Raw genomic sequence first — 21,405 nt, 5'->3', positions numbered from 1 at the left:
TCCGTGCTCCGGCACGGTCAGGCGCCCGCGCGGGCGGAGCTCACAGAGGCACCCGGCGCAGGAGCCCCTCGGCCGCGTCGGCGTGCTCGATCTCGTCCCGCGTGACGCCGAGGATGAACAGCACCGCGTCCAGGTACGGGTAGGACAGCGCGGTGTCGGCGGCCGCCGCCACCACCGGCTTGGCGTTGAACGCCACACCGAGCCCCGCCGCGGCGAGCATGTCGAGGTCGTTGGCGCCGTCGCCCACGGCCACCGTCTGCTCCAGCGGCACCTCGGCCTCGTCGGCGAAGCGCCGCAGCGCCTCCGCCTTGCCCGCGCGGTCGATCACGGTGCCGAGCACGCGGCCGGTGAGCCGGCCGTCGACGATCTCGAGCTCGTTGGCCGCCGAGAAGTCGAGGCCCAGGTCGTCGACGAGGCGGTCGATGATCGTCGAGAACCCGCCGGAGACGACGCCGCAGCGGTAGCCCAGACGCTTGAGCGTGCGCACGGTGGTGCGCGCTCCGGGCGTCAGCTCGAGCTCCGCGGCCACCTCGTCGAGCGCGCTGACGGGCAGGCCGGCGAGGGTCCCGACGCGCTTGTGCAGCGACTCCGCGAACTCGATCTCGCCGCGCATCGCCGCCTCGGTGATCGCGCGGACCTCGTCCTCGCAGCCCGCGCGGGCGGCGAGCATCTCGATGACCTCGCCCTGGATGAGCGTCGAGTCGACGTCGAACACGATGAGCCGCTTGGCCCGCTGGGCGAGCCCGACCCGCTGCACCGCGATGTCGCAGCGCGCCCGACGCCCGGCGGCGGCCAGGGCCTGGCGCAGCGCGGTGTCGCTCGGCGGGTTGAGCGACGGCATCGAGACCCGCAGCTCGAGGCCGGTCACCGGGTAGTCGGCGATCCGCCGCACCCGGTCGATGTTGACGCGCAGCGCGGCGAGCCCGCGCGCGACCTCGGCGAAGTTCGCCGCGGTGATCGGGCGCCCGAGCACCAGCACGACGTGGGTCGAGAACGGGTGCACGGCCGAGGCGTCGCCGCCGGTCTCCACGCTCACCGACAGGCCGAGCGACGGCATGGTCAGCTCCAGCGCCGCCTGCAGCCGCGCCGGGTCGCCGGGCAGGGTGACCAGCGCCGACAGCGTGATCCGCCGGTGGATGGTCGCCTGCTGCACGTCGAGCATGGCCGCGTCGTGCTCGGCCAGCACGGCGAACAGCGCCGCGTTGACGCCCGGGAAGTCCGGCCCGGTGACGGTCACGAGGACCGGCACCGGGTCGGGCTCGACGTCGGGCGTCGCGGGCGAGCCGGGCTCGGTCAGCACGAGCGCCGGGATCTCGCCCTCGGACGGGTCGTCGGGGACCGCGCGGCTCACTTGTTCCGGGGGTCGGAGCCGGGGATGTGCTCCTGGCCTGTCTGCCCCGCCGCGGCCTCACCGATGCTGGAGTGCCCGGACCCGACGTGGGCCTCGAGGCGGATGCGCTCGGTGAGGTGCGGGTAGTGCAGCTCGAACGCGGGCCGCTCGGAGCGGATGCGCGGCAGCTCGGTGAAGTTGTGCCGCGGCGGCGGGCACGACGTCGCCCACTCCAGCGAGTTGCCGTGACCCCACGGGTCGTCGACCTCCACCGGGCGGCCGTAGCGCCAGCTGTGGAACGCGTTCCACAGGAAGGGCAGGGTCGAGGCGCCCAGGATGAACGCGCCGATCGTCGAGATCGTGTTCAGCGTGGTGAACCCGTCCGTCGCCGCGTAGTCCGCGTAGCGGCGCGGCATGCCCTCGTTGCCCAGCCAGTGCTGCACCAGGAACGTCATGTGGAACCCGATGAACGTCAGCCAGAAGTGGAACTTGCCGATCCGCTCGTCCATCATCCGGCCGGTCATCTTCGGGAACCAGAAGTAGATGCCGGCGTAGGTGGCGAACACGATCGTGCCGAACAGCACGTAGTGGAAGTGCGCCACCACGAAGTACGAGTCGGACACGTGGAAGTCCAGCGGCGGGCTGGCGAGCAGCACGCCGGTGAGGCCACCGAACAGGAACGTCACCAGGAAGCCGATCGAGAACAGCATCGGCGTCTCGAAGGTCAGCTGGCCGCGCCACATCGTGCCGATCCAGTTGAAGAACTTGATGCCGGTCGGCACGGCGATGAGGAAGGTCGTGAAGGCGAAGAACGGCAGCAGGATCGCGCCCGTGGCGTACATGTGGTGGGCCCAGACCGCCACCGACAGCGCCGCGATCGACAGCGTCGCGTAGATCAGCGTCTTGTAGCCGAAGATCGGCTTGCGGCTGAACACCGGGAAGATCTCGGTGACGATGCCGAAGAAGGGCAGCGCCACGATGTAGACCTCGGGGTGCCCGAAGAACCAGAACAGGTGCTGCCACAGGATCACGCCGCCGTGCTCGGGCGCGAAGAGCTGCGCGTCGAGGTGGCGGTCGGCGGCGAGGCCGAGCAGCGCCGCGGTGAGGATCGGGAAGGCGAGCAGCACGAGCACGACCGTCACGAGGATGTTCCACGTGAAGATCGGCATCCGGAACATCGTCATGCCCGGGGCGCGCATGCAGACGATGGTCGTCACGAAGTTGACGCCACCGAGGATGGTGCCGAGACCGGAGACGACGAGGCCGACGATCCAGACGTCGGCGCCGAGGCCCGGCGAGTGCACGACGTCCGAGAGCGGCGTGTAGGCGAACCAGCCGAAGGCGGCCGCGCCGTCCGGGGTGAAGAACCCGGAGATGACGATGATGCCGCCGAAGAGGAACAGCCAGTACGAGAAGGCGTTCAGCCGCGGGAACGCCACGTCCGGCGCCCCGATCTGCAGCGGCACGATGTAGTTGGCGAAACCGAACAGGATCGGCGTCGCGTAGAGCAGCAGCATGATCGTGCCGTGCATGGTGAACAGCTGGTTGTACTGGTCCACCGACAGGATCTGCAGCCCCGGCTGCGCCAGCTCGGCGCGCATCAGCAGCGCCATGAGCCCGCCGATCAGGAAGAACCCGAACGACGTGATCAGGTACAGGATCGCGATGTCCTTCGGGTCCGTCGTCTTGAGCATCCGCCCGACGACCGACCCGCGCTTCGACTCCCGCGCCGGGTACGGCGTGGTCGCGATCGGCTTGGGTGCGACGGCGGTCACGAGGGCCTCCTGCTCACGATGCGTCTCCTCCACCCCGGCGGCCCGATCGGCCGCGCGTGCGGACGCCAGGATCGTAACCGCCGCGCGGCACCCCGGCTCGCCGGGTGGACCCTCCCACGACGTCTCGTCGTAGACCAGCCGGGGGCCACGCGCGACGCCCCGGCGCTCAGCCCGGACGCACGGTGCGGGTCTCGTCCGGGTGGCTCACCGGCGCCACGTCGTCCGACCGCTCGCGGTCGGGGGCCGGGCCCCGCGAGGTCTCCGGGCGTTCCCCGGTGCGGATGATCGGCAGCCGCTCCACGGCCCCCGCCGCGCCGGCCAGGGCGTCGTCGACGACCCGCAGCGCGCCGGCGCCGCGCCCGCCGAGCAGCTCGCCGACCTGCTGGAACCGGTCGCGGGCGCGGTCGAGCACCGTCAGTGGCAGCGCCGAGAGGACCTGGCCCGGCGGCCGCCGGGACACCACGGGGTGCGGACGCGTCGGCGACGTCAGCCGCAGCAGGCCCCACTGGAGCCCGAGCAGGCGCAGCTGCCACGGCGAGAGCTCCTCCTGCAGGCGCGGCAGGAGCTCGTCCTCCTCGCTGCGCACGTCCTCGTCGAGAGCGGCGAAGGCGCGCTCCATGAGCTCGGCGTGCTCGGGGTCACGCGCGTCGGACCGGTCGAGCCGGGCCACCAGCTCGTCGACCTCCTGGTGCTCCTGCTCGATGTGCAGGCTCAGGGGGTCGCCCTCGGGCAGCACGCGGCGCGCCGCGGGGAAGAGCACGGCCTCCTCGGCGAAGGCGTGGGTGAACACCAGGCGGGCCAGCGCCCGCAGGGCCACCTCGTGCTCGCGACCGCCGGTGGCGAGCGTCGCGCGGGAGCGGTCCATGAGGTGGTCGAGCCGGACGTGGTCGCGGCGCTGGAGGGTCAGGATGCTCACCGGCCCGCCGAGGGCGGCGTCGTCCTGCTGGGCGATGGAGGTCGTCACGAGGGCCTCCCGGGCCATCGGGGCGCCGCGCAGCGCGAGACGGCGTGCCGCGGCGTGGTGGGCGCGAGGCGGCGACGGATTCGGCTCGGACCTGCGCGTGACGCCCGTCGCGATACCCGATCGCGGCGGCCGACGAACAGGTCGCCGGGCCTCGGCCCGGCCGGGACAGGACCTCGGCGTCCGTGACGAGCAACCGGGCCCGGAACGCCGACGAGGCCCGTACCTCGCCGACGATCGTCGGTGGAGGCGGGCCTCGTCTGTCGGGTGGAGCTGAGGGGACTCGAACCCCTGACCCTCACACTGCCAGTGTGATGCGCTACCAGCTGCGCCACAGCCCCAACGCGACGCAACGTTACACGCCGGTGGCCGGCGACCGACGCCGGGGGGTCCCCACCAGGGGGACCGTGCAGGACGCGCCGGAGATCGGTCGGTGGCGCGACGAAGGAGCGCTGACGGCCGCATCTCCTGGGCGCGACGGACTAGAAATCGCGGCGGCCGTGCTCCTGTTCGAGCACCGCGTCGAGGTCGGAGAGCCGGTCCATCGTGGCCACCGCGCGGGCCGTGCGCTGGTTGCCGCGCAGCAGGGCCTGGTGCCGGTGCACGAACTGCCAGTAGCCGGCCGTGAAGGGGCACGCCTTCTCCCCCACGCGCACCTTGGGGTCGAAGGCGCAGTCGCCGCAGTGGTCGGACATCTTGTTGATGTAGGCGCCGCCCGACGCGTACGGCTTGGTGGCGAGCTTCCCGCCGTCGGCGTGCTGGCTCATGCCGACGACGTTGGGCGGCATCACCCAGGCGAACCCGTCGACGAACGACGTCGTGAACCACTCGGACAGCGCGCTCGGGCGGTACTCGCGCTGCAGGGCGTGGTTGCCGAGCACCATGAGGCGCGGGATGTGGTGCACCCAGCCGCGGTCGCGCACGCCGCCCAGCGTCTCCGACAGGCACGCGGCGGTGACGGCGTCGCCGTCGAGCTCGGTCCACCAGGTCGGCAGGGCCGTGCGGTGGTCCATCTCGTTGCGCTGCGTGTAGCCCTTGCCGAAGTGCCAGTACAGGTGCCAGATGTACTCGCGCCAACCGAGGATCTGGCGCACGAAGCCCTCGACGGAGTTCAGGCGCGCGGTGCCGTCGTGGTAGGCCTGCTCGGCGGCGTGGACGGCCTCGAGCGGGTGCAGCACGCCGAGGTTCTGGGGCACCGAGAGCAGCGAGTGCGCCATCCACGGGTCGCCGGACAGGATCGCGTCCTCGTGCGGCCCGAACGGGTCGAGGCGGTGCTCGACGAACCGGGTCAGGGCCTGCCGGGCCTCGTCCGGGGTGACGGCGAACAGCCGGGGCCCGTCGACGCCGACGGTGAGCAGGTCCCCCTTCTCCGTGGCCGCGTCGAGGTCGCGGCGGACCTGCTCGTCGATCTCGTCCTCGGTGGGCCACCACGGGTCGGGCACCCCGAGGGTCGCGCGGTCACCCTTCTTCGCGGCTCTCGGTGGGGGCTCGCGGTTGTCGTGGTCGAGGTTCCACCGGCCGCCCACGGGGCTCTCGCCCTCCATGAGCACGTCGAAGCGCCGGCGCTGGTTGCGGTAGAAGTTCTCCATCGTGAACGAGTCCTCGTCGCCCGCCCAGGCGGTGAACTCGGCCCGCGGGCGGGCGAACGTCGTCGGCGGCAGCACCGCGGCGACGAGGCCGTCGGCCTGCAGGCGCTCGACGAACTCGACCGCGGTGTGCGAGGTCGGCTGGTGCACGACGACCGGGCGCCCGACCTTCTCCAACGCCTCGCGGTAGCCCTCGGTGCGGTGGTACGTGGCGCGGTCGCCGAGGTCCGCGTCGAGGTGGCGCATGCCCGAGAGCACGAGGTGCAGCTTCTGCCGGTGGTAGCGGCGCCGGCGCAGCACGCCCGCCGACTCGACGAGGACGACCTCGCGCTCGGCGTGCTGGGGCAGGCCGTGCACGGCGGGGCCCAGCTGGTCGCCGAACACCCACAGCGGCGCGTCGTGCTCGGCGCCCGCGTCCTCCAGGGCCTGGTCGACCGCTTCGGTGTAGGTGTCCTCGACACCCGCGGGGACGCTGGTGCCGCGTCGGCTCATGCGGCGCGGGTGCCCGCCTCCTCGGGGACCGAACCGCGGCCCAGTCGCGCCCACACGACCAGGGCCACGAGGGCGACCGCGGCGCTGAGCACGAAGGCGGCCGGGAACGACGCGCGCTCGGCGAGCGCGCCGGCCGCGATCGGGCCGACGATGGCGCCGACGTCGGCGGCCATCTGGAACCCCGACAGCGCGGGCCCGCCGCTGCGCCGCGACCCGACGAGGTCGGCGACCGCGGCGCCCTGGGCCGGCTGGAGCAGCCCGGCGCCCGCGCCCGCGATCGCGGAGGCGCCGAGGAGGATCGCGAGCCCCGGGGCGCCGGACACCTGGGCCAGCGCGATCGACCCGGTGCCGAGGGTGACCAGCGCCAGGCCGGCGACGACCACCGGGCGGCGCCCGCGCCGGTCCGACAGCCCGCTGGTGGCGAGCAGGACGAGGCCGTCCCCGACGGCGAAGACCGTCAGCGCGATCCCGGCCCACAGCGGCTCGCGCCCGAGCGCGACGGCGACGAACAGCGGCACGAGCGCGACCCGCACGCCCTGCACGGCCCACCCGGTCGCGAGGCTCGAGACGAGCGCCGCGCGGTACTTCGGCAGGCGCAGCGCGGCCCCGAGGGTCAGCGGCGCCTCCTGCGTGCCGTCGCGGCGCACCCCGACCTGGCGGGAGCGTGCGAGCAGCGCCCCGACCACGATGGTCGCCGCGACCAGGGCGAGGGCGTAGACGACGAACGGCGCGCGGAGGTCGACGGCCACCAGGGCGCCGCCGAACGCGGGCCCGGTGACGCCGCCGAGCAGGAACGCGCCGGTGAACAGGCCGCTGGCCTGCCCGCGACGGCCCTCGGGCGCGAGCCGGAACATCAGGGAGAACGCGGAGACGGTGAACATCGTCGAGCCGATGCCGCCGAGCCCGCGGAAGACGAGGAGCTGGACGTAGCTCGTCGCGAGCGCGCACGCCCCGGTGGAGGCCGCGACGACGAGCAGGCCGGTGAGGTACATCGTGCGCTCGCCGGTGCGGGCGACGAGCCGCCCCGACACCGGCGCGAAGAGCAGCCGCATGACGGGCAGGGCGCTGACCACGGCCGAGGCCGCGGTGACCCCGACGCCGAAGCTGCTGGCGAACACGGGCAGGGCCGGGGCGACGATCCCGTAGCCGGCGGCGACGAGGAAGCTGCCCGCCAGCAGCGCCCAGACCTCCCAGGGCAGGCGCGCACGCTCCGGGGGGTCGGGGGGCCCGTCGGGCGTGCGGTCCCGCTGCGGTGCGGCACCCATTCCTGCTCGGGGGCTCCCTCGCGCTCGGTGTGTCGGCGGCCGCCCGCCAGTCTGCCCCTCCCCCGGCGGTGCCGCCCGGGAGGGGCGCGTGATCAGTGCCCCGTCCTCGTGGGCGTCCCGGCGGGGCTGCCGCCGATCAGGGCGCGGCGAGCGTGGCGCCGCGGGGCGCGGTCGGCGCGGTCGTCGTGGTGGTCGGCCCGGTCGGGCCCGTCGTCGGCCCGGTGGTGGGGCCGGTGGTGGGCCCGGTGGTGGGGCCGGTGGGCACCGTGGTCGGCGGGACCGTGGTGGGCGGCACCGTTGGCGGCACCGTCGGCGGCACGGTCGGCGGCACGGTCGGCGCGACCGGCACCGACGGGCCCGTCGGTCCGGGCAGCGTCGTGACGTCGCTGGTGATCGGGCTCGGAGAGGTCGTGTCCCGGACGGTGGTCTCGTCCGCGCCGCTCGCGTCGTCCGAGCCGTCGGAGCCGTCCCGCGACACCGGCTGGTCGCGGCCGGTCGGGGCGCCGGCGGAGCCACCGCCACCGGCCCGGACGCGGGCGCGGCCGGGGTGCTGCGGTCGGACAGGCCCGCCTCGCGCGGGGTGCCGGGGTGCTCGCCGGACCAGAGGACGAACCCGGAAGCCGCCGCGACGGCCAGCACCGCGCCCCCGAGGGCGGCGACGCGCAGGCCCGCACCCCGCCGGCGCCGGCGGGCGCCGCGCGGGGCCGCGGTCGCGGCCGCGAGCACCGGCTCCGGGGACGCCGCGGGCGACGACGCCGCCGCGGGCTCCCCGACCGGCGTGGGCGCCGACGGGCGCGACGACGCGAGCAGGGCCGCGGGCAGGGCGACGACGCTGGTCTCGTCCTCGTCGACGTGGCGCAGCGCCTCGGCGACGCGGGCGAGGGACTCGGCGGCCGCGCGTGCCGTGACCTGCCCCGCGGTCATCGCCGCGAGCGCGTCGTGCAGCGCGGGCGCGGCGGGCGCCTCGGGGTCGAGGACGAGGGCCAGGGCGTGGCCGAGGTCGGCGACGTCGTCGTCCGGGCGCGGCAGGGCGGGGGTGACGATCGCGGTGGGCTCGCCCGGCTCGAGGGCCGGGGCCTCGCCGGTGTCCGGGCTCGCGACCGGCGCCGGGTGCAGGGCCGCGGTGAAGCCGGTGAGCCAGGCGTACGGCGCACCCGGGGTGCCGCCGACGACGACGCTCGCCGGCCCGATGTGGCCGTGCACCACCCCGCGGCCATGGGCGTGCGCGAGCGCGGAGGCGACCTGCGCGCCGATCTCGGCGACCGCGAGCGGCGACCAGCGGGCGAGATCCGCGGCGGGCTCCAGCCCGCGGCCGGTGACGCTCTGCAGGACGAGCGTGCTCTCGGTGTCCTCGGCCAGCCCGTCGACGTCGAAGACCTCGACGAGGTGGGCGTGGTGCAGCGCGGCCAGGCGGCGGACCTGCTCGGTGCGCACGACGAGGTCGTCGCCGCGCACCGGGGGCAGCGTGACCATCGCGACCTCGCGGCCGAGCACGGCGTCGAGGCCGCGGGTCGCGGCGTCCACCGCGCCGGGCGCTCCCGGCCACGCAGCGCCACCGGGCGTCTCGGGCGGGGGACCGTCGTCCGGGGCGGACGGGGGCGCGTCGTCGGGCTCCGTGGCCACGGCGCACCTCCCTCGTCCTCGTGCTCCTCCGGACGAGTGAGCACCGGACATCAACGGTAGCGCTCACCCTCACGCTGAGTCGACCGGCCTACCGGACAGAGCCGATCGGCCGAAAGGACGAGGCCGACCGCCCGGACGACGACGGGCCGGGGAGCGTGTGCTCCCCGGCCCGTCGGTCTCCCACCGGTGGAGGTGCCGGGAATCGAACCCGGGTCCTCCGATCAGCAATCAGGACTTCTCCGTGCGCAGTCCGCGTCGTCTCTGCTCGGATCCACCGGTCCTGCGGACGGGCCGGTGTGACGATCCCAGTCACTGTGCGGTGTCCCGACGGGCTCCGTGACCGAGCCCGCCGGTGGAGTCATCTAGCTGATGCCGGCGACCGGGCCGATGACGAACCCGGGCCGACAGACTTCCCTACTCGCTGTCAGGCAGCGAGCTGGAAGTCGCGCTGAGAACTCTCGGCGCTTAATTCATCGCGACGCATGGTTAACGAGATCATCGTCGCCTTCCTCGGCACGCTTCTCCTGATGAACCACTCGGAGTCGAAACCAGTCACCCCCTCGGCGCCCGCGCGGTGCGGACGGCCATCGATCATAACGCGGACCCCGGCCCGTTTCATCCCGTCCCCAGCAGCCGCGCCGGGGTGTCGTGCAGGACCCCGCGCAGGAACGCCGTGCCGAGGCGGTCGTCCGCGGCGGCCCACCCGGCGATCGCGGCGAGCTGCTGGTGGTAGGCGTACGGGATGTTCGGGAAGTCGGTGCCGAGCACGACGCGGTCGGCGACGTCGACCAGCCGCGCGGGCCAGTCGGCGGGCACCGGCGCGAACGACTCCGTGAACGGCGTGCCGACCATCGTCGTGTCGAGGTGCACGTTCGGGAACCGCTCGAGCAGCCGCAGCGTCGTGTCGTACTCCGGCAGGCCGGCGTGGGCGATCACGGCGGTGAGCCGGGGGTGGCGCTCGAGCACCTCGGCGAAGACGTCCATCCCCGTCCAGGTGCCCTGACGCGGCCCGTCCCCGCAGTGGGTGATCACCGGCACGCCGGCCTCCGCGATGAGGCCCCACGCGGCGTCGAGCAGCGGGTCGCGGGGGTCGTAGTCGCCGACCTGGACGTGGGCCTTCACCGCCCGCGCACCCGCGGCGAGCGCGTCGCCGAGGTAGGTCGTCACCGACTCCTCCGGGTAGAGGGTCGCGGTCGGCACCGCCTCGGGCACCTCCGCGGCCCACTCCAGCGACCACGACGTCAGCCACGCCGCCATGCCCGGCTTGTGCGGGTACACCAGCGGCGCGAACGTCCGCACCCCGAACCCGCGCAGCAGGTCCAGGCGCGTCTGCTCGGGCTCCCGGTAGTGGATGGGCCAGGCCATCCCGTAGTTCTGCTCGGCCTCGTCGAAGAACGCCCAGACCTTCTGCAGCATCCGGTCGGGCAGGAAGTGGACGTGGATGTCCACGAGGCCGGCGACCCCGGTCGCCGCCACCCAGGCGGGCACGTCGGCGTCGTCCACCGGCGGCGAGGCCAGCGGGTCGCGCAGCGGACCGGCCATCACCAGCCCTTGATCCGCCGCCCCACGACCCGCTCGGCCTCGCGCTTCGCGTCGCGCTCGGCCATGGCCTCGCGCTTGTCGTGCTTGGCCTTGCCGCGCGCGAGCGCGAGCTCGACCTTGCACAGGCCGCCACTGAAGTAGAGCGAGAGCGGCACCAGCGTGTGCCCGGTCTCGCGGGTCTTGCCGACGAGCCGCGCGATCTCGGAGCGGTGCAGCAGCAGCTTGCGCGCGCGCCGCGGCTCGTGGTTGGTCCAGGAGCCGAAGTCGTACTCCTGGATGTGCAGGCCGCGCAGCCACACCTCGCCGTCGGTGACGGTGGCGAACGCGTCGTTCAGCGACACGTGCCCGGCGCGCAGGCTCTTGACCTCGGTGCCCTGCAGCGCGATGCCGGCCTCGTAGACGTCGAGGATCTGGTAGTCGTACTTGGCCTTGCGGTTGGTCGCGACGACCTTGCGCCGCTCCTCGGGACGGTTACTGCTGGCCTTCGCCGGCGCCGACTTCGTCTTCGCCATCCCAGCACCTCCCTCGCGCCTACGACCTGACGTAGAGCCTCAACGTCACGTACCCCGTGGCGGTGGCGATCACCGCGCCGACCACCACCAGTACCGGTCCAACGTATCCGAGCACGTCGGTCATCCCGATCGGCGGGATCGTGTTGGCCAGGAGCCTCCCGGACAGCAGGTTGTCGAGGAAGAACACCTTGCCGGCAACCAGCCCGGCCGTCGCGAGCACCGCCCCGACCACGCCGGTGACCACCGCCTCGATGAGGAACGGCACCTGCGTGTACCAGCGGGTGGCGCCGACGAGGCGCATGATCCCGACCTCGGTGCGCCGGGTGAACGCCGAGAGCTGGATGGTGTTCGAGATCAGCAGCACCGCGGCGAGGGCCTGCACGATCGCCAGCCCGAACGTCGCGTTGCGCACGCTGCCGAGGAACGAGAAGAGGTCGGCGACCGTGGCCCGCTGGTCGACGACGTTGCGCACCCCCGGCCGGCCGGTGAACCGGTCGACGATCTCGCCGCCCCGCAGCGGGTCGGCCATCGTCACCCGCAGCGTCGCCGGCAGGCTCTGCGGGCGCACGAGCTGGAGGATCGACTGGCCGGCGTAGATCCGTTGGAAGCGCGCGAACGCGGCCTCCCGGCTCTCGTAGTCGACGGACGCGACCAGCGGGTCGGCCTCGAGCTCGGCGCGCAGGTCGCGGCACAGGGGGCTCGAGCAGTCCGGGTCCTCGGCGCTCGTCGGCTCGTCGAGGGCGACCTGGACGGCGATGAGCGAGTAGTAGAGGTCCTCGGTGCGGTCGATCGTGCGCACCGCGAGCAGGCCGGCGCCGAGCAGGCCCAGCGAGATCGCGGTGGTGATGACCATCGCGAGGGTCATCGTCAGGTTGCGCCGCAGCCCGACGAGGGCCTCGCGCCAGACGAAGAGCATCTACCTGGCCACCCCGTAGACCCCGTGGTGGTCGTCGCGAGCCAGCCGGCCGGACGACAGCTCCACCACCCGGCGACGCGCGCTGTCGACGATCTGGCGGTCGTGGGTCGCCATGAGCACCGTCGTGCCGGTCCGGTTGATCCGCTCGAGCAGCGTCATGATCCCGGTGGCCGTCTCCGGGTCGAGGTTGCCCGTGGGCTCGTCGGCCAGCAGCACCAGCGGCCGGTTGACGAACGCCCGTGCGATCGCCACCCGCTGGGCCTCGCCACCCGAGAGCTCCGAGGGCATCCGGTCGGCCTTGCCGCCGAGGTCGACCATGTCGAGCACCTCGGGGACCACCGTGCGGATGGTGTGCCGCGGCTTGCCGATCACCTCGAGGGCGAAGGCGACGTTCTCGGCGACGGTCTTGTTGGGCAGCAGACGGAAGTCCTGGAACACGCAGCCCATGCGCTGGCGCAGGCGCGGCACGCGGCGGCGGGCGAGCCGGCCGACGTTCCAGTTGGCCACCCAGACGGTGCCCCGGCTCGGGACGTCCTCGCGCAGCAGGAGCCGCAGCAGCGTCGACTTGCCCGACCCGGAGGGACCGATGAGGAAGACGAACTCGCCCCGCTCGACGTCCATGGTCACGTCGTCGAGGGCCGGCCGCGTCGACGTCGCGTAGACCTTCGAGACGTTCTCCAGCCGGATCACGGCCCGGGATGCTACTGAGCGGTGATGATCTCCCCGACGCGGCGGTGTCGACGTGCCGCTACGCGGCGGCTTCGTTCTGCTTGCGCCACCGGATGCCGGCGTCGAGGAAGTCGTCGATGAACCCGTCGAGCACCTGCGAGGTCTGCGACGTCTCGTGGTTGGTCCGCAGGTCCTTGACCATCTGGTACGGGTGCAGGACGTACGAGCGCATCTGGTTGCCCCAGCTCGAGCCGGAGTCCTTGAGCGAGTCGAGCATCGCCCGCTCCTCGGCGCGACGGCGCTCGAGCAGCTTCGCGGCGAGCACCGTCATGGCGGTGGCCTTGTTCTGCAGCTGGCTGCGCTCGTTCTGGCAGCTCACGACGATGCCGGTGGGCAGGTGGGTCAGGCGCACCGCCGAGTCGGTGGTGTTGACGCCCTGCCCGCCGGGACCCGACGAGCGGTAGACGTCGACGCGCAGGTCCTTCTCGTCGATCTCCACGTGGTCGGTGGACTCGACGACGGGGGCGACCTCGACGCCCGCGAAGCTCGTCTGCCGGCGGCCCTGGTTGTCGAACGGCGAGATCCGCACCAGGCGGTGGGTGCCCTGCTCCACCGAGAGCGTCCCGTAGGCGTAGGGCGCCGTGACCTTGAACGTGGCCGACTTGATGCCGGCCTCCTCGGCGTAGGAGGTGTCGTAGACCTCGGTGGGGTAGCCGTGGCGCTCGGCCCAGCGCAGGTACATGCGCATGAGCATCTCGGCGAAGTCGGCGGCGTCGACGCCGCCGGCCTCGGCCCGGACGGTGACCAGCGCGTCGCGCTCGTCGTACTCGCCGGAGAGCAGCGTGCGGACCTCGAAGGCGTCGACGTCGGTCTTGAGCGCCGCGCGCTCGCTGTCCGCCTCGGCCCGCAGGTCGGTCGAGTCCTGGCCCGACTCCTCGTCGGCCATCTCGTAGAGCGTGCCGAGGTCGTCGAGCCGCGAGCGCAGCGACTCGGCCCGCTTGAGGTCGGCCTGCTTGTGGGTGAACGCGCTGGTCAGCTTCTGCGCGGTCTCGACGTCGTCCCACAGGTCGGGGGCCGCGACCTGCTGCTCGAGCTCCGCCACCTCGCGCCGCAGACCCTCGAGGTCCATCGCCGCCTCGACGCTGTCGAGGGAAGCGGCGAGGTCCTTCAGCTCGGTCGCGGTCGCGTCGTCCACTCCCCCAGCGTAATCGCCCCGCGGCCCGGCCCTCCGACACGCCGCGGCGGGGGCGGCCCGGCCCCCTACGGGCTCCCGACGACGAACGCCTCGCGCTCCGCCGCCGCCCCCTCGCGCAGCGCGAGCACGGCGGCGAGCGTGATGAGGCAGACGACGACCATGTACACCGAGACCGACAGCGAGGTCCCCGTCGCGCCGATGAGCGCCTGGGCCACGAGCGGGGCGAACCCGCCGCCGAGCACCGCGCCGACGGCGTAGGCGAACGAGGCACCGCTGTAGCGCACGGGCGCGGGGAAGAGCTCGGCGTAGGCGGCGGCCTGCGGGCCGTAGGTCAGGCCCAGCCCGACGCCGAGCACGGCCACCGCGAGCACCATCCACGGCAGCGACGCCGTGTCCAGGAGCAGGAAGAACGGGAACGACCAGACGAGCAGCAGGATCGTCCCGACGAGGTAGACCCGGCGCCGGCCCACCCGGTCCGACCACGACCCGCTCCACACGATCGCCACGCCCCAGACGACCGCGCCGGCGATCCCGACCGCGAGCATCGTCGAGCTCGGCAGCCCGAGGACCCGGGTGCCGTACGAGGTGATGAAGGCGATGAGCAGGTAGCCGATCATGTTGTTCGCGATGAACAGGCCGATCGCGACGAGCAGCGCACGCGGCTGGTCGCGCAGCACCGCGAGCATCGGCGCGGAGCGGCGGGCGCGCTGCTCGCGCAGCTGGGTGAACACCGGGCTCTCGTCCACCCGGGCGCGCACGAACAGCCCGACGAACACCAGCACGATCGAGAGCAGGAACGGGATGCGCCAGCCCCACGCCAGGAACTGCTCGCGGCTGGTCGACGTCGACACCAGGAGGAACACGAGGTTGGCGAGGATCAGGCCGATCGGCACGCCCACCTGCGGGTAGGTGCCGAAGAAGCCGCGGCGCCCGGGTGGGGCGTGCTCGACGGCCATGAGCGCCGCGCCGCCCCACTCGCCGCCGGCCGACAGGCCCTGCAGCAGGCGCAGCACCAGCAGCAGGATCGGCGCGGCCACGCCGATCGCCGCGTAGGTCGGCAGGAGGCCGACACCCACCGTCGACAACCCCATGATCAGCAGGGTGGCGACGAGCATGCCCTTGCGCCCGAGCCTGTCGCCGAGGTGGCCCGCGACGATCCCGCCCAGCGGGCGCGCGATGAAGCTGACGCCGATGGTCGCGAAGGAGGCGAGCAGCGCCGTGCTGGGGTCGAGCGCGGTGAAGAACAGCTGGCTGAACACCAGCCCGGCCGCGCTGGCGTAGATGAAGAAGTCGTACCACTCGATGGTGGTGCCGACGAGGCTCGCCAGCGCCACCCGCCGCACGGCGGTCGGGCTCGGCTCGGTCGTGGACCGGCTCTGTGGGGTCTGCGTCATCGCGGGCTCCCTGGTGTCGGTGCGCCGGACCGTAGCCAGGCGCACCGGCACCGGGGAAGGGACGAGGCCGGTCAGACCTTGGCGACCGGCTCGTAGCGGCTGAAGCGGCGCGTGAAGCTCGCGGTCCCCGACGTCAGCGCCCGCAGGTCCACCGGGTAGCGCAGCAGCGCCTGCTCGGGCACCTCGGCGCGCACGACGGTGGTGCCGGGCGCGCCCGGCTCGGTGCCCACCACGCGCCCGTGCCGGGACGCGAGGTCGCCGAGCACGGCGCCGAGCTGGGCGTCGTCGACGGTGACCTCGACCTCGTAGAGCCGCTCCATGACCACCGTGCCCGCGGCGGCGACCGCCTCCTTGATCGCGAGCGACCCCGCGGTCTGGAACGCCTGGTCCGAGGAGTCGACGCTGTGGGCCTTGCCGTCCACGAGCGTGACGCGCACGTCCACCACCGGGCGCCCCGGCGTCACCCCGGCCTCGAGCTGGGCGCGCACACCCTTCTCGACGCCCGGGATGTAGGCGCGCGGGATCACGCCGCCGACGATCTTGTCGACGAACTCGACGCCCGACCCGCGCGGCAGCGGCTCGATCTCGATCCGGCACACGGCGAACTGCCCGTGCCCGCCGGACTGCTTGACGTGGCGGCCGAGCCCGGTGGCGGGCCCGGCGACCGTCTCGCGCTCGGGGACGGCGACGTCGGTGACCTCGACGCTCGCCCCCGACGCCCGCAGGCGCGCGAGGACGACGTCGGCGTGCGCCTCGCCGGTGCACCACAGCACGACCTGGTGGGTGTCCTCGTTGCGCTCGACGCGCAGCGTGGTCTCGGTGGCGGCCAGGCGCGCGAGCCCGCGGGCCATGGCGTCCTGGGCCGAGCGGTCGGCGGTGACCGCGACCGGCAGCAGCGCCTCGGGCAGCTCCCAGCCGTCGAGCCCGACGGGGTCCTCGGCACCGCACAGCGTGTCGCCGGTGCCCACCGGCCCGAGACGGGTCAGCGCGCAGAGGTCCCCGGCGACGCACCACGGCACCTCGCGCAGCGTCGCCCCCAGCGGGGCGTAGACCCGGTTGACGCGCACGGTCTCGGCCCCCGTGCGCACCTCGCCGGCGGTGCCGCCCGGGTCGGCGTCGTGGGCGCCGTCGCGCGGGGCGGGGATGCGCAGCGGGTCGGCGCACACGGTCAGGGCGGTGTCGGGGCGCAGCCGTCCGGAGAACACGCGCACGAGCGAGACGCGGCTGCCCTGCGCGTCGGTGCCGGTGTGCACGACCTCGGCGACCAGCGGGCCGTCGGGATCGGGGTCGACGGGGGCGTGCCCGGCGCCGTCGGGGGCGTGCGCGGGCAGCGGCGGGTGCGCGGTCGGCGGCGGCACGGCGTCGACGACGAGGTCGAGCAGGGCGTCCAGCCCGGCGCCGGTCGGGGCGCACACGCCGGCCACGGGCACGAGGGACCGCCGCGCGACGGCCGTGGCGAGGTCGGCGCGCAGGGCGTCGAGCGCGACCGGCTCGCCGCCGATCCACGCGTCGAGCAGCGCCTCGTCCTCGCTCTGCTCGATGAGGGCCTCGACGAGCTCGCGACGCAGGTCGTCCGTCTCCTCGGCCGTGGGGTCGTCGCCGGCCAGCAGCGGGTGGACGGTGACCGACCCGTCGGCGCCGCGCTCCGACCGCGTCACGGGGACGAGCACCTCGCCCGACCCGGCGGCCACCTCGCGGCACGTGGCGAGCGCGGCGTCCACGTCGGCGCGGGCGTGGTCGAGGCGGCTGAGCACCAGGACGGCGGGCAGGCCGGCGCGGCGGCACTCGGCGAGCAGCGCCGACGTCGGGGCGGCCACGCCGTCGGCGGCGTCCGCGGTCCCGACGACGAAGAGCACGGCGTCCGCCGCGCGCAGGCCCGCACGGACCTCGCCGAGGAAGTCCGGGCAGCCCGGGGTGTCGATCAGGTTGATCTTGACGTCGCGGTGGACCAGCGACGCGACGGACGGCGCCACCGACCGCTGCTGGCGGCGCGCGTCGGGGTCGTGGTCCGTCACGGTGGTGCCCGCGGCGACCGAGCCGGCCCGCGGGATCGCGCCCGTCGCGGCGAGGAGCTCCTCGACGAGGGTCGTCTTGCCCGCGGCCATGGGTCCGACCACGGCGACCGAGCGCACGGCGGCCGGATCGTCCGGCGCGAGCTCCTCCGCACGCCCGCCCCGACCTCTCCGCACGTTGTCGGCCTTCCCGCCCATGACGACCACCTCGCAAGTCCCGACCCGTCGTCGCGTCGACACCCTCAGTCCACCGGAGTGACCGAGATCACGACAAGGGGTCGGGCCGCACGAGCTGTCAGACCTGCGCGACGCCGCCGTCGACGGCGAGCACGGACCCGTTGACGTAGCTCGCGGCGTCCGAGGCCAGGAAGGTGGCCGCGGCGGCGATCTCCTCGGGGGTGCCGTGCCGACCCAGGGGGATCGTCTCCTCGGCCTGCGCGCGGACCTCCGCGGGGACGAGGTCGAGCAGGCCCGGTGTCGGGACCATGCCCGGCGCGAGCACGTTGACCCGGAAGCCGTACCGGCGCGAGCTGTGGGCCCAGCCGCGGACGAGGTGGTGCACCGCGGCCTTCGTCGCCGCGTAGACCTCGAGGCCGGGCTGCGGACGGGTCGCGGCGGTCGAGCCGGTGACGATGACCGACGCCCCGGACCGCAGCAGCGGCAGGGCCTCCTGGACGGTGAAGATCGTCCCCCTGACGTTGGTGGCGAACTGGGCGTCGACCTGGTCCTCGGTCACCGCGCCGAACGCGGCGTCGATGCCGATCCCGGCGTTGGCGACCACGACGTCGACGTGACCGGCCCGCTCGCGGACGGTCTCGTAGAGGGCCTCGAGATCGGCGCGCACGGCGACGTCGCAGACCACGGCCGTCACGTCCTCGCCGAGCTCGGCGACCGCGGTGTCGAGCGCCTCCTTCCGGCGGCCGGTGATGAACACCGTCGCGCCCTCGTCGCGGAAGGCGCGCGCGATCGCGAGCCCGATCCCGCTGCTGCCCCCGGTGACCACCGCGACCTTGTCCGCGAGGACGGGCATGCCGTCCACCTCCTAGTTGTTGACCGTTCCGTCCAGAACACCCTCGCCGATCTGGACCGAACGGTCAACATCTTCGGAGAAGTTCTGGCCCGACAGGTCCAGAACTCGTATCGTCGAGGCGTGCCGCGCCCCCGGGAGTTCGACGAGGACCGCGTCGTCCTCGCCGTCCGCGACGCGTTCTGGGACCGGGGCTACGCGGCGACCTCGATGGACGACCTGCTGCGCGTGAGCGGGCTGGGCAAGGGCAGCCTCTACGGGGCCTTCGGGGACAAGCACCGGCTCTTCCTGCGGGTCCTGCGCGAGTACGACGACGCGAACCTGCGCGGGTTGCGCGAGCGTCTGGAGGCCGCGCCCCGCGGGGTCGACATGGTGCGCGAGTTCGTGCTCGGCGTGGCCGGCGACCCGACCGGGGCCGCCGCCCGCCGGGGCTGCCTGCTCGCCAACAGCACCGCCGAGCTCGCCACCAGCACGCCGGACGTCGCGGCCGAGGCCCGCCGCAGCTACGACGCGATCACGGCGCTCCTCACCGAGGCGCTCGAGCGGGGACAGCGCGAGGGCGACGTCGACCCCGACGCCGACGCCGCCGAGACCGCCCGCGCGGTCCTCGCCGCCCAGCTCGGGGTCGTGGCGCTCGGCCGGACCGGGATGGACCTCGCGGAGCTCACCGCGGTGGCGCGGTCGGCCCTGGCGCGGTTGCTGCCCGCGCCGTCGCGGTAGCGCGCCCGGGCCCGACCGCCTCGGTCGGTGTCAGTCGATGGTGAGCGCCGCCAGCCGCTCGCGGTGCTCGTCGGCGGATCCGAACAACGGGGCCCGGCGGCGGGCGCGCTTGTAGAAGAAGTGCGCCTCGTGCTCCCAGGTGAAGCCGATGCCGCCGAAGAACTGGATCATCGCGCCGGTGGCCGCCCACGCCGCGTCCGACGCCTTCGCCTTGGCCACGGCGACCGCGATGTCCGCGCCGGGGTCGTCCGTGTCCAGCGCGTGCGCGGCGAAGAGCACCGCGTGCTCGGCCATCGTCACGCCGACGTGCAGGTCGGCCATCGTGTGCTTGATCGCCTGGAACGACCCGACCGGCGCGCCGAACTGCTTGCGGTCGCGGTCGTAGTCGACGGTGCGGGTGAGCGCCTCGCGGGCGACACCCACGAGGTCCGCCGCCGTGAGCACGGCGCCCCGGGCGGTCACCGCGCCGACGGCCTCGCCGCCGGAGAGCGTCCCGCCCGTGAGCAGTTCGCCCGGGGTGTCGGCGAGCTCGACCGCACCGACCCGGGCGGTGCCGTCGTAGGTGCGCTGGTCGCGCACCGACAGGCCCTCGGCCCCGGCCTCGACCAGGTAGAGCCCGGGCGCGCCGTCGGCGTCGGTGGCGGCGACGACGAACAGGCCCGCGACCGCCGGGTAGTCGACGGGCGAGGCCGTGCCGGAGAGCCGCTCGCCGGAGGCGTCGACGGTGATGCCGCGCCCGCTGCGCCCGTCCCACGATCCCGCCTCGCCGCGCAGCGCGACGGTGCCGACGGTCTCGCCGGCGGCGAGGGCCGGCAGCCAGGCGGCCTGCTGGGCGGGCGAGCCGGCGAGGCGCAGGGCCTCGGCGGCGAGCACGGTGGTGGTCCAGGGCCCGGGCGCGACGGCGGCGCCGAGCTCGCGGGCCACGACCTGCGCGTCGAGCAGCCCGAGGCCCAGGCCGTCGTGCTCCTCGGGCACGAGCACGGCGAGGGCGCCCTGGTCGGCGAGGCCCTTCCACAGCGTCATCGGGTGGCCGTCGCCGTCGGGGTCCTCGACGACGGCGCGCACGGCGTCGAGGTCGAAGCGGTCGGCGACGAACTCGCGGACGGTGGCGGCGAACGCCTGCTGGTCCTCGGTCAGCGCGAAGAACACGGGCGGGGGCTCCTCTACCGTTTCTCTACCGTGGCAGGCCGAGCACGCGCTCGGCGACGATGTTGCGCTGGACCTGGGACGAGCCGCCCCAGATGGTGACCGACCGCGACCACATGGCCTGGGCCTGGTACGGCGTGAGGTCGACGTCCGGGCGCGGGCGCTCGAGCGACGCCTCGGGGCCGAGGACGTCGTCGAAGGCCTCCCACAGGTCCTGGAACGTCTCCGACCACTGCAGCTTGGTCATCGAGGACTCGGCGCCCAGGTCCCGGCCCTGCTCGACCTGCGTGAGGATGTGCATCGCGTGGTAGCGCAGGCACTCGAGCTCGACCAGGCAGTTCGCCATCTTCTGGCGGGCCACCGGGTCGTCCGAGCGCCCGAAGCGGCGCATCTGCTCGACGATCTCGTCGTACTGCCGCCGGAACTCGGTGTACTGCCCGACGCCCGAGGCGCCGCGCTCGAACGACAGCAGCAGCATCGCCGTGCGCCAGCCCTGGCCGATCTCGCCCAGGCAGTCCTTCACGGGGACGCGCGCGTCGGTGAAGAACACCTCGCCGAACTCGCTGGCCCCGCTCATCTGCTTGAGCGGGCGGGCCTCCACGCCCGGCTGGTGCATGTCGATCAGCATCATCGACAGGCCCTTGTGCCGCTCCGAGCCGGGCTCGGTGCGCACGAGCGTGAAGATCTTGTCGCCGTGCATCGCGTTGGTGGTCCAGATCTTCTGGCCGTTGACCACGAAGTCGTCGCCGTCGCGCACGCCCCGCGTCGACACCGCCGCGAGGTCCGACCCGGCGCCGGGCTCGGAGAAGCCCTGGCACCAGATGACCTCGTTGCGCAGCATCGGCCCGATGATCTCGGACTTCTGCTCCGGCGTGCCGATGGCCATGACGGTGGGCGCGAGGAAGGTCAGACCCAGCACGTTGACGGTCTGCGGGGCGTGCGCCCGCACCGTCTCCTCGTCGTAGATGGCCTTCATGCCCGGCGTGCCGCCGCGGCCGCCGTACTCCGTCGGCCACTGGATGCCCGAGAAGCCGGCCGCGGTCTTCGCGGCCTCCCACTCGCGACGCAGCCGGAACGACTCGTCGTCGTCGAGCGAGCGCCAGAAGCCGGGCTCGGCCCACTCCGGCGGGATGCTCCCCGCGAGCCAGTCCCGCAGCTCGGCGCGGAACTGCTCCTCCTCGGCGGTGTAGGTCAGGTCCACGGGCGTCACTCTGGCACGGCCCACCGACGGCCGCAGAGC

The 21,405-nt window shown here is 74.0% G+C and carries 16 protein-coding genes, 1 tRNA gene and 1 other RNA gene; 1 reads left to right on the top strand and 17 read right to left on the bottom strand.

Annotation, left to right across the window (positions count from 1 at the left end; translation table 11 throughout):
* Positions 1-40: 40 nt before the first annotated feature.
* From serB to PGB27_RS07535, 15 genes are all read right to left on the bottom strand, one after another.
* Positions 41-1,297 carry a phosphoserine phosphatase SerB gene (gene serB, locus PGB27_RS07605; protein ID WP_408630034.1) on the bottom strand — a complete coding sequence of 419 codons (1,257 nt, stop codon included), beginning with the start codon at positions 1,295-1,297 and terminating at the stop codon, positions 41-43.
* A gap of 50 nt (positions 1,298-1,347) precedes the next feature.
* Positions 1,348-3,105, bottom strand: coding sequence for an aa3-type cytochrome oxidase subunit I (ctaD, locus tag PGB27_RS07600; RefSeq protein WP_274199761.1), 1,758 nt, complete (start codon positions 3,103-3,105; stop codon positions 1,348-1,350).
* A gap of 166 nt (positions 3,106-3,271) precedes the next feature.
* Positions 3,272-4,069, bottom strand: a complete 798-nt coding sequence (locus tag PGB27_RS07595; protein WP_274199760.1) for a hemerythrin domain-containing protein — start codon at positions 4,067-4,069, stop codon at positions 3,272-3,274.
* Between the two features lie 265 nt (positions 4,070-4,334).
* Positions 4,335-4,407, bottom strand: a tRNA-Ala gene (locus tag PGB27_RS07590).
* A gap of 141 nt (positions 4,408-4,548) precedes the next feature.
* Entirely contained in the window at positions 4,549-6,144 is a 1,596-nt protein-coding gene (locus PGB27_RS07585) for a cryptochrome/photolyase family protein (RefSeq protein ID WP_274199759.1), read from the bottom strand.
* A complete protein-coding gene (locus tag PGB27_RS07580) occupies positions 6,141-9,032 on the bottom strand; it encodes an MFS transporter (RefSeq protein WP_274199758.1) in 2,892 nt (963 codons plus the stop codon). The genes PGB27_RS07585 and PGB27_RS07580 overlap by 4 nt, the downstream gene beginning before the upstream one ends.
* Before the next feature lie 184 nt (positions 9,033-9,216).
* Positions 9,217-9,592, bottom strand: a transfer-messenger RNA (tmRNA) gene (gene ssrA, locus PGB27_RS07575).
* A gap of 55 nt (positions 9,593-9,647) precedes the next feature.
* Positions 9,648-10,574, bottom strand: coding sequence for an amidohydrolase family protein (locus tag PGB27_RS07570; protein ID WP_274199757.1), 927 nt, complete (start codon positions 10,572-10,574; stop codon positions 9,648-9,650).
* Complete coding sequence (gene smpB / locus PGB27_RS07565; protein ID WP_274199756.1) at positions 10,574-11,086, bottom strand: SsrA-binding protein SmpB; 513 nt, start codon at positions 11,084-11,086, stop codon at positions 10,574-10,576. Before smpB ends, PGB27_RS07570 begins: the two co-directional genes overlap by 1 nt.
* Positions 11,087-11,105: 19 nt before the next feature.
* On the bottom strand, positions 11,106-12,002 hold the full coding sequence (gene ftsX, locus PGB27_RS07560) for a permease-like cell division protein FtsX (RefSeq protein WP_274199755.1): 897 nt from the start codon (positions 12,000-12,002) through the stop codon (positions 11,106-11,108).
* Complete coding sequence (gene ftsE, locus PGB27_RS07555) at positions 12,003-12,692, bottom strand: cell division ATP-binding protein FtsE (protein ID WP_274199754.1); 690 nt, start codon at positions 12,690-12,692, stop codon at positions 12,003-12,005. It lies immediately after the preceding gene.
* Positions 12,693-12,750: 58 nt separating this feature from the next.
* Entirely contained in the window at positions 12,751-13,866 is a 1,116-nt protein-coding gene (gene prfB / locus PGB27_RS07550) for a peptide chain release factor 2 (protein ID WP_274199753.1), read from the bottom strand.
* A gap of 65 nt (positions 13,867-13,931) precedes the next feature.
* Positions 13,932-15,260 carry an MFS transporter gene (locus tag PGB27_RS07545; protein ID WP_274199752.1) on the bottom strand — a complete coding sequence of 443 codons (1,329 nt, stop codon included), beginning with the start codon at positions 15,258-15,260 and terminating at the stop codon, positions 13,932-13,934.
* A 71-nt stretch (positions 15,261-15,331) separates the two neighbouring features.
* On the bottom strand, positions 15,332-17,470 hold the full coding sequence (locus PGB27_RS07540) for an elongation factor G (RefSeq protein ID WP_274199751.1): 2,139 nt from the start codon (positions 17,468-17,470) through the stop codon (positions 15,332-15,334).
* 97 nt (positions 17,471-17,567) lie between these two features.
* Positions 17,568-18,302: an SDR family NAD(P)-dependent oxidoreductase gene (locus PGB27_RS07535; RefSeq protein ID WP_274199750.1), complete on the bottom strand. Its 735-nt coding sequence runs from the start codon at positions 18,300-18,302 to the stop codon at positions 17,568-17,570.
* Between the two features lie 120 nt (positions 18,303-18,422).
* On the opposite strand from PGB27_RS07535, the gene PGB27_RS07530 reads away from it, so the two are divergent.
* Positions 18,423-19,019, top strand: a complete 597-nt coding sequence (locus tag PGB27_RS07530; RefSeq protein ID WP_274199749.1) for a TetR/AcrR family transcriptional regulator — start codon at positions 18,423-18,425, stop codon at positions 19,017-19,019.
* Between the two features lie 30 nt (positions 19,020-19,049).
* Here PGB27_RS07530 and PGB27_RS07525 read toward each other — a convergent pair whose 3' ends face one another.
* Both PGB27_RS07525 and PGB27_RS07520 read right to left on the bottom strand, forming a co-directional pair.
* Positions 19,050-20,168: an acyl-CoA dehydrogenase family protein gene (locus PGB27_RS07525; RefSeq protein WP_274199748.1), complete on the bottom strand. Its 1,119-nt coding sequence runs from the start codon at positions 20,166-20,168 to the stop codon at positions 19,050-19,052.
* A 25-nt stretch (positions 20,169-20,193) separates the two neighbouring features.
* A complete protein-coding gene (locus PGB27_RS07520; RefSeq protein ID WP_274199747.1) occupies positions 20,194-21,366 on the bottom strand; it encodes an acyl-CoA dehydrogenase family protein in 1,173 nt (390 codons plus the stop codon).
* Between the last annotated feature and the right edge of the window lie 39 nt (positions 21,367-21,405).

The sequence above is a fragment of the Actinomycetospora lemnae genome (assembly GCF_028737315.1).
In the GTDB taxonomy this organism is placed as follows: domain Bacteria; phylum Actinomycetota; class Actinomycetes; order Mycobacteriales; family Pseudonocardiaceae; genus Actinomycetospora; species Actinomycetospora lemnae.
Note: the sequence above shows the minus strand (reverse complement) of the source record. Positions and strands in the feature narration are given on the sequence as shown.

Bases quoted from the DNA above. Each gene is read 5' to 3' on its own strand.
- PGB27_RS07585 (WP_274199759.1), bottom strand. From the start codon at position 6,144: ATGAGCCGACGCGGCACCAGCGTCCCCGCGGGTGTCGAGGACACCTAC.
- PGB27_RS07570 (WP_274199757.1), bottom strand. From the start codon at position 10,574: ATGGCCGGTCCGCTGCGCGACCCGCTGGCCTCGCCGCCGGTGGACGAC.
- smpB (WP_274199756.1), bottom strand. From the start codon at position 11,086: ATGGCGAAGACGAAGTCGGCGCCGGCGAAGGCCAGCAGTAACCGTCCC.
- ftsX (WP_274199755.1), bottom strand. From the start codon at position 12,002: ATGCTCTTCGTCTGGCGCGAGGCCCTCGTCGGGCTGCGGCGCAACCTG.
- PGB27_RS07545 (WP_274199752.1), bottom strand. From the start codon at position 15,260: ATGACGCAGACCCCACAGAGCCGGTCCACGACCGAGCCGAGCCCGACC.
- PGB27_RS07540 (WP_274199751.1), bottom strand. From the start codon at position 17,470: ATGGGCGGGAAGGCCGACAACGTGCGGAGAGGTCGGGGCGGGCGTGCG.
- PGB27_RS07535 (WP_274199750.1), bottom strand. From the start codon at position 18,302: ATGCCCGTCCTCGCGGACAAGGTCGCGGTGGTCACCGGGGGCAGCAGC.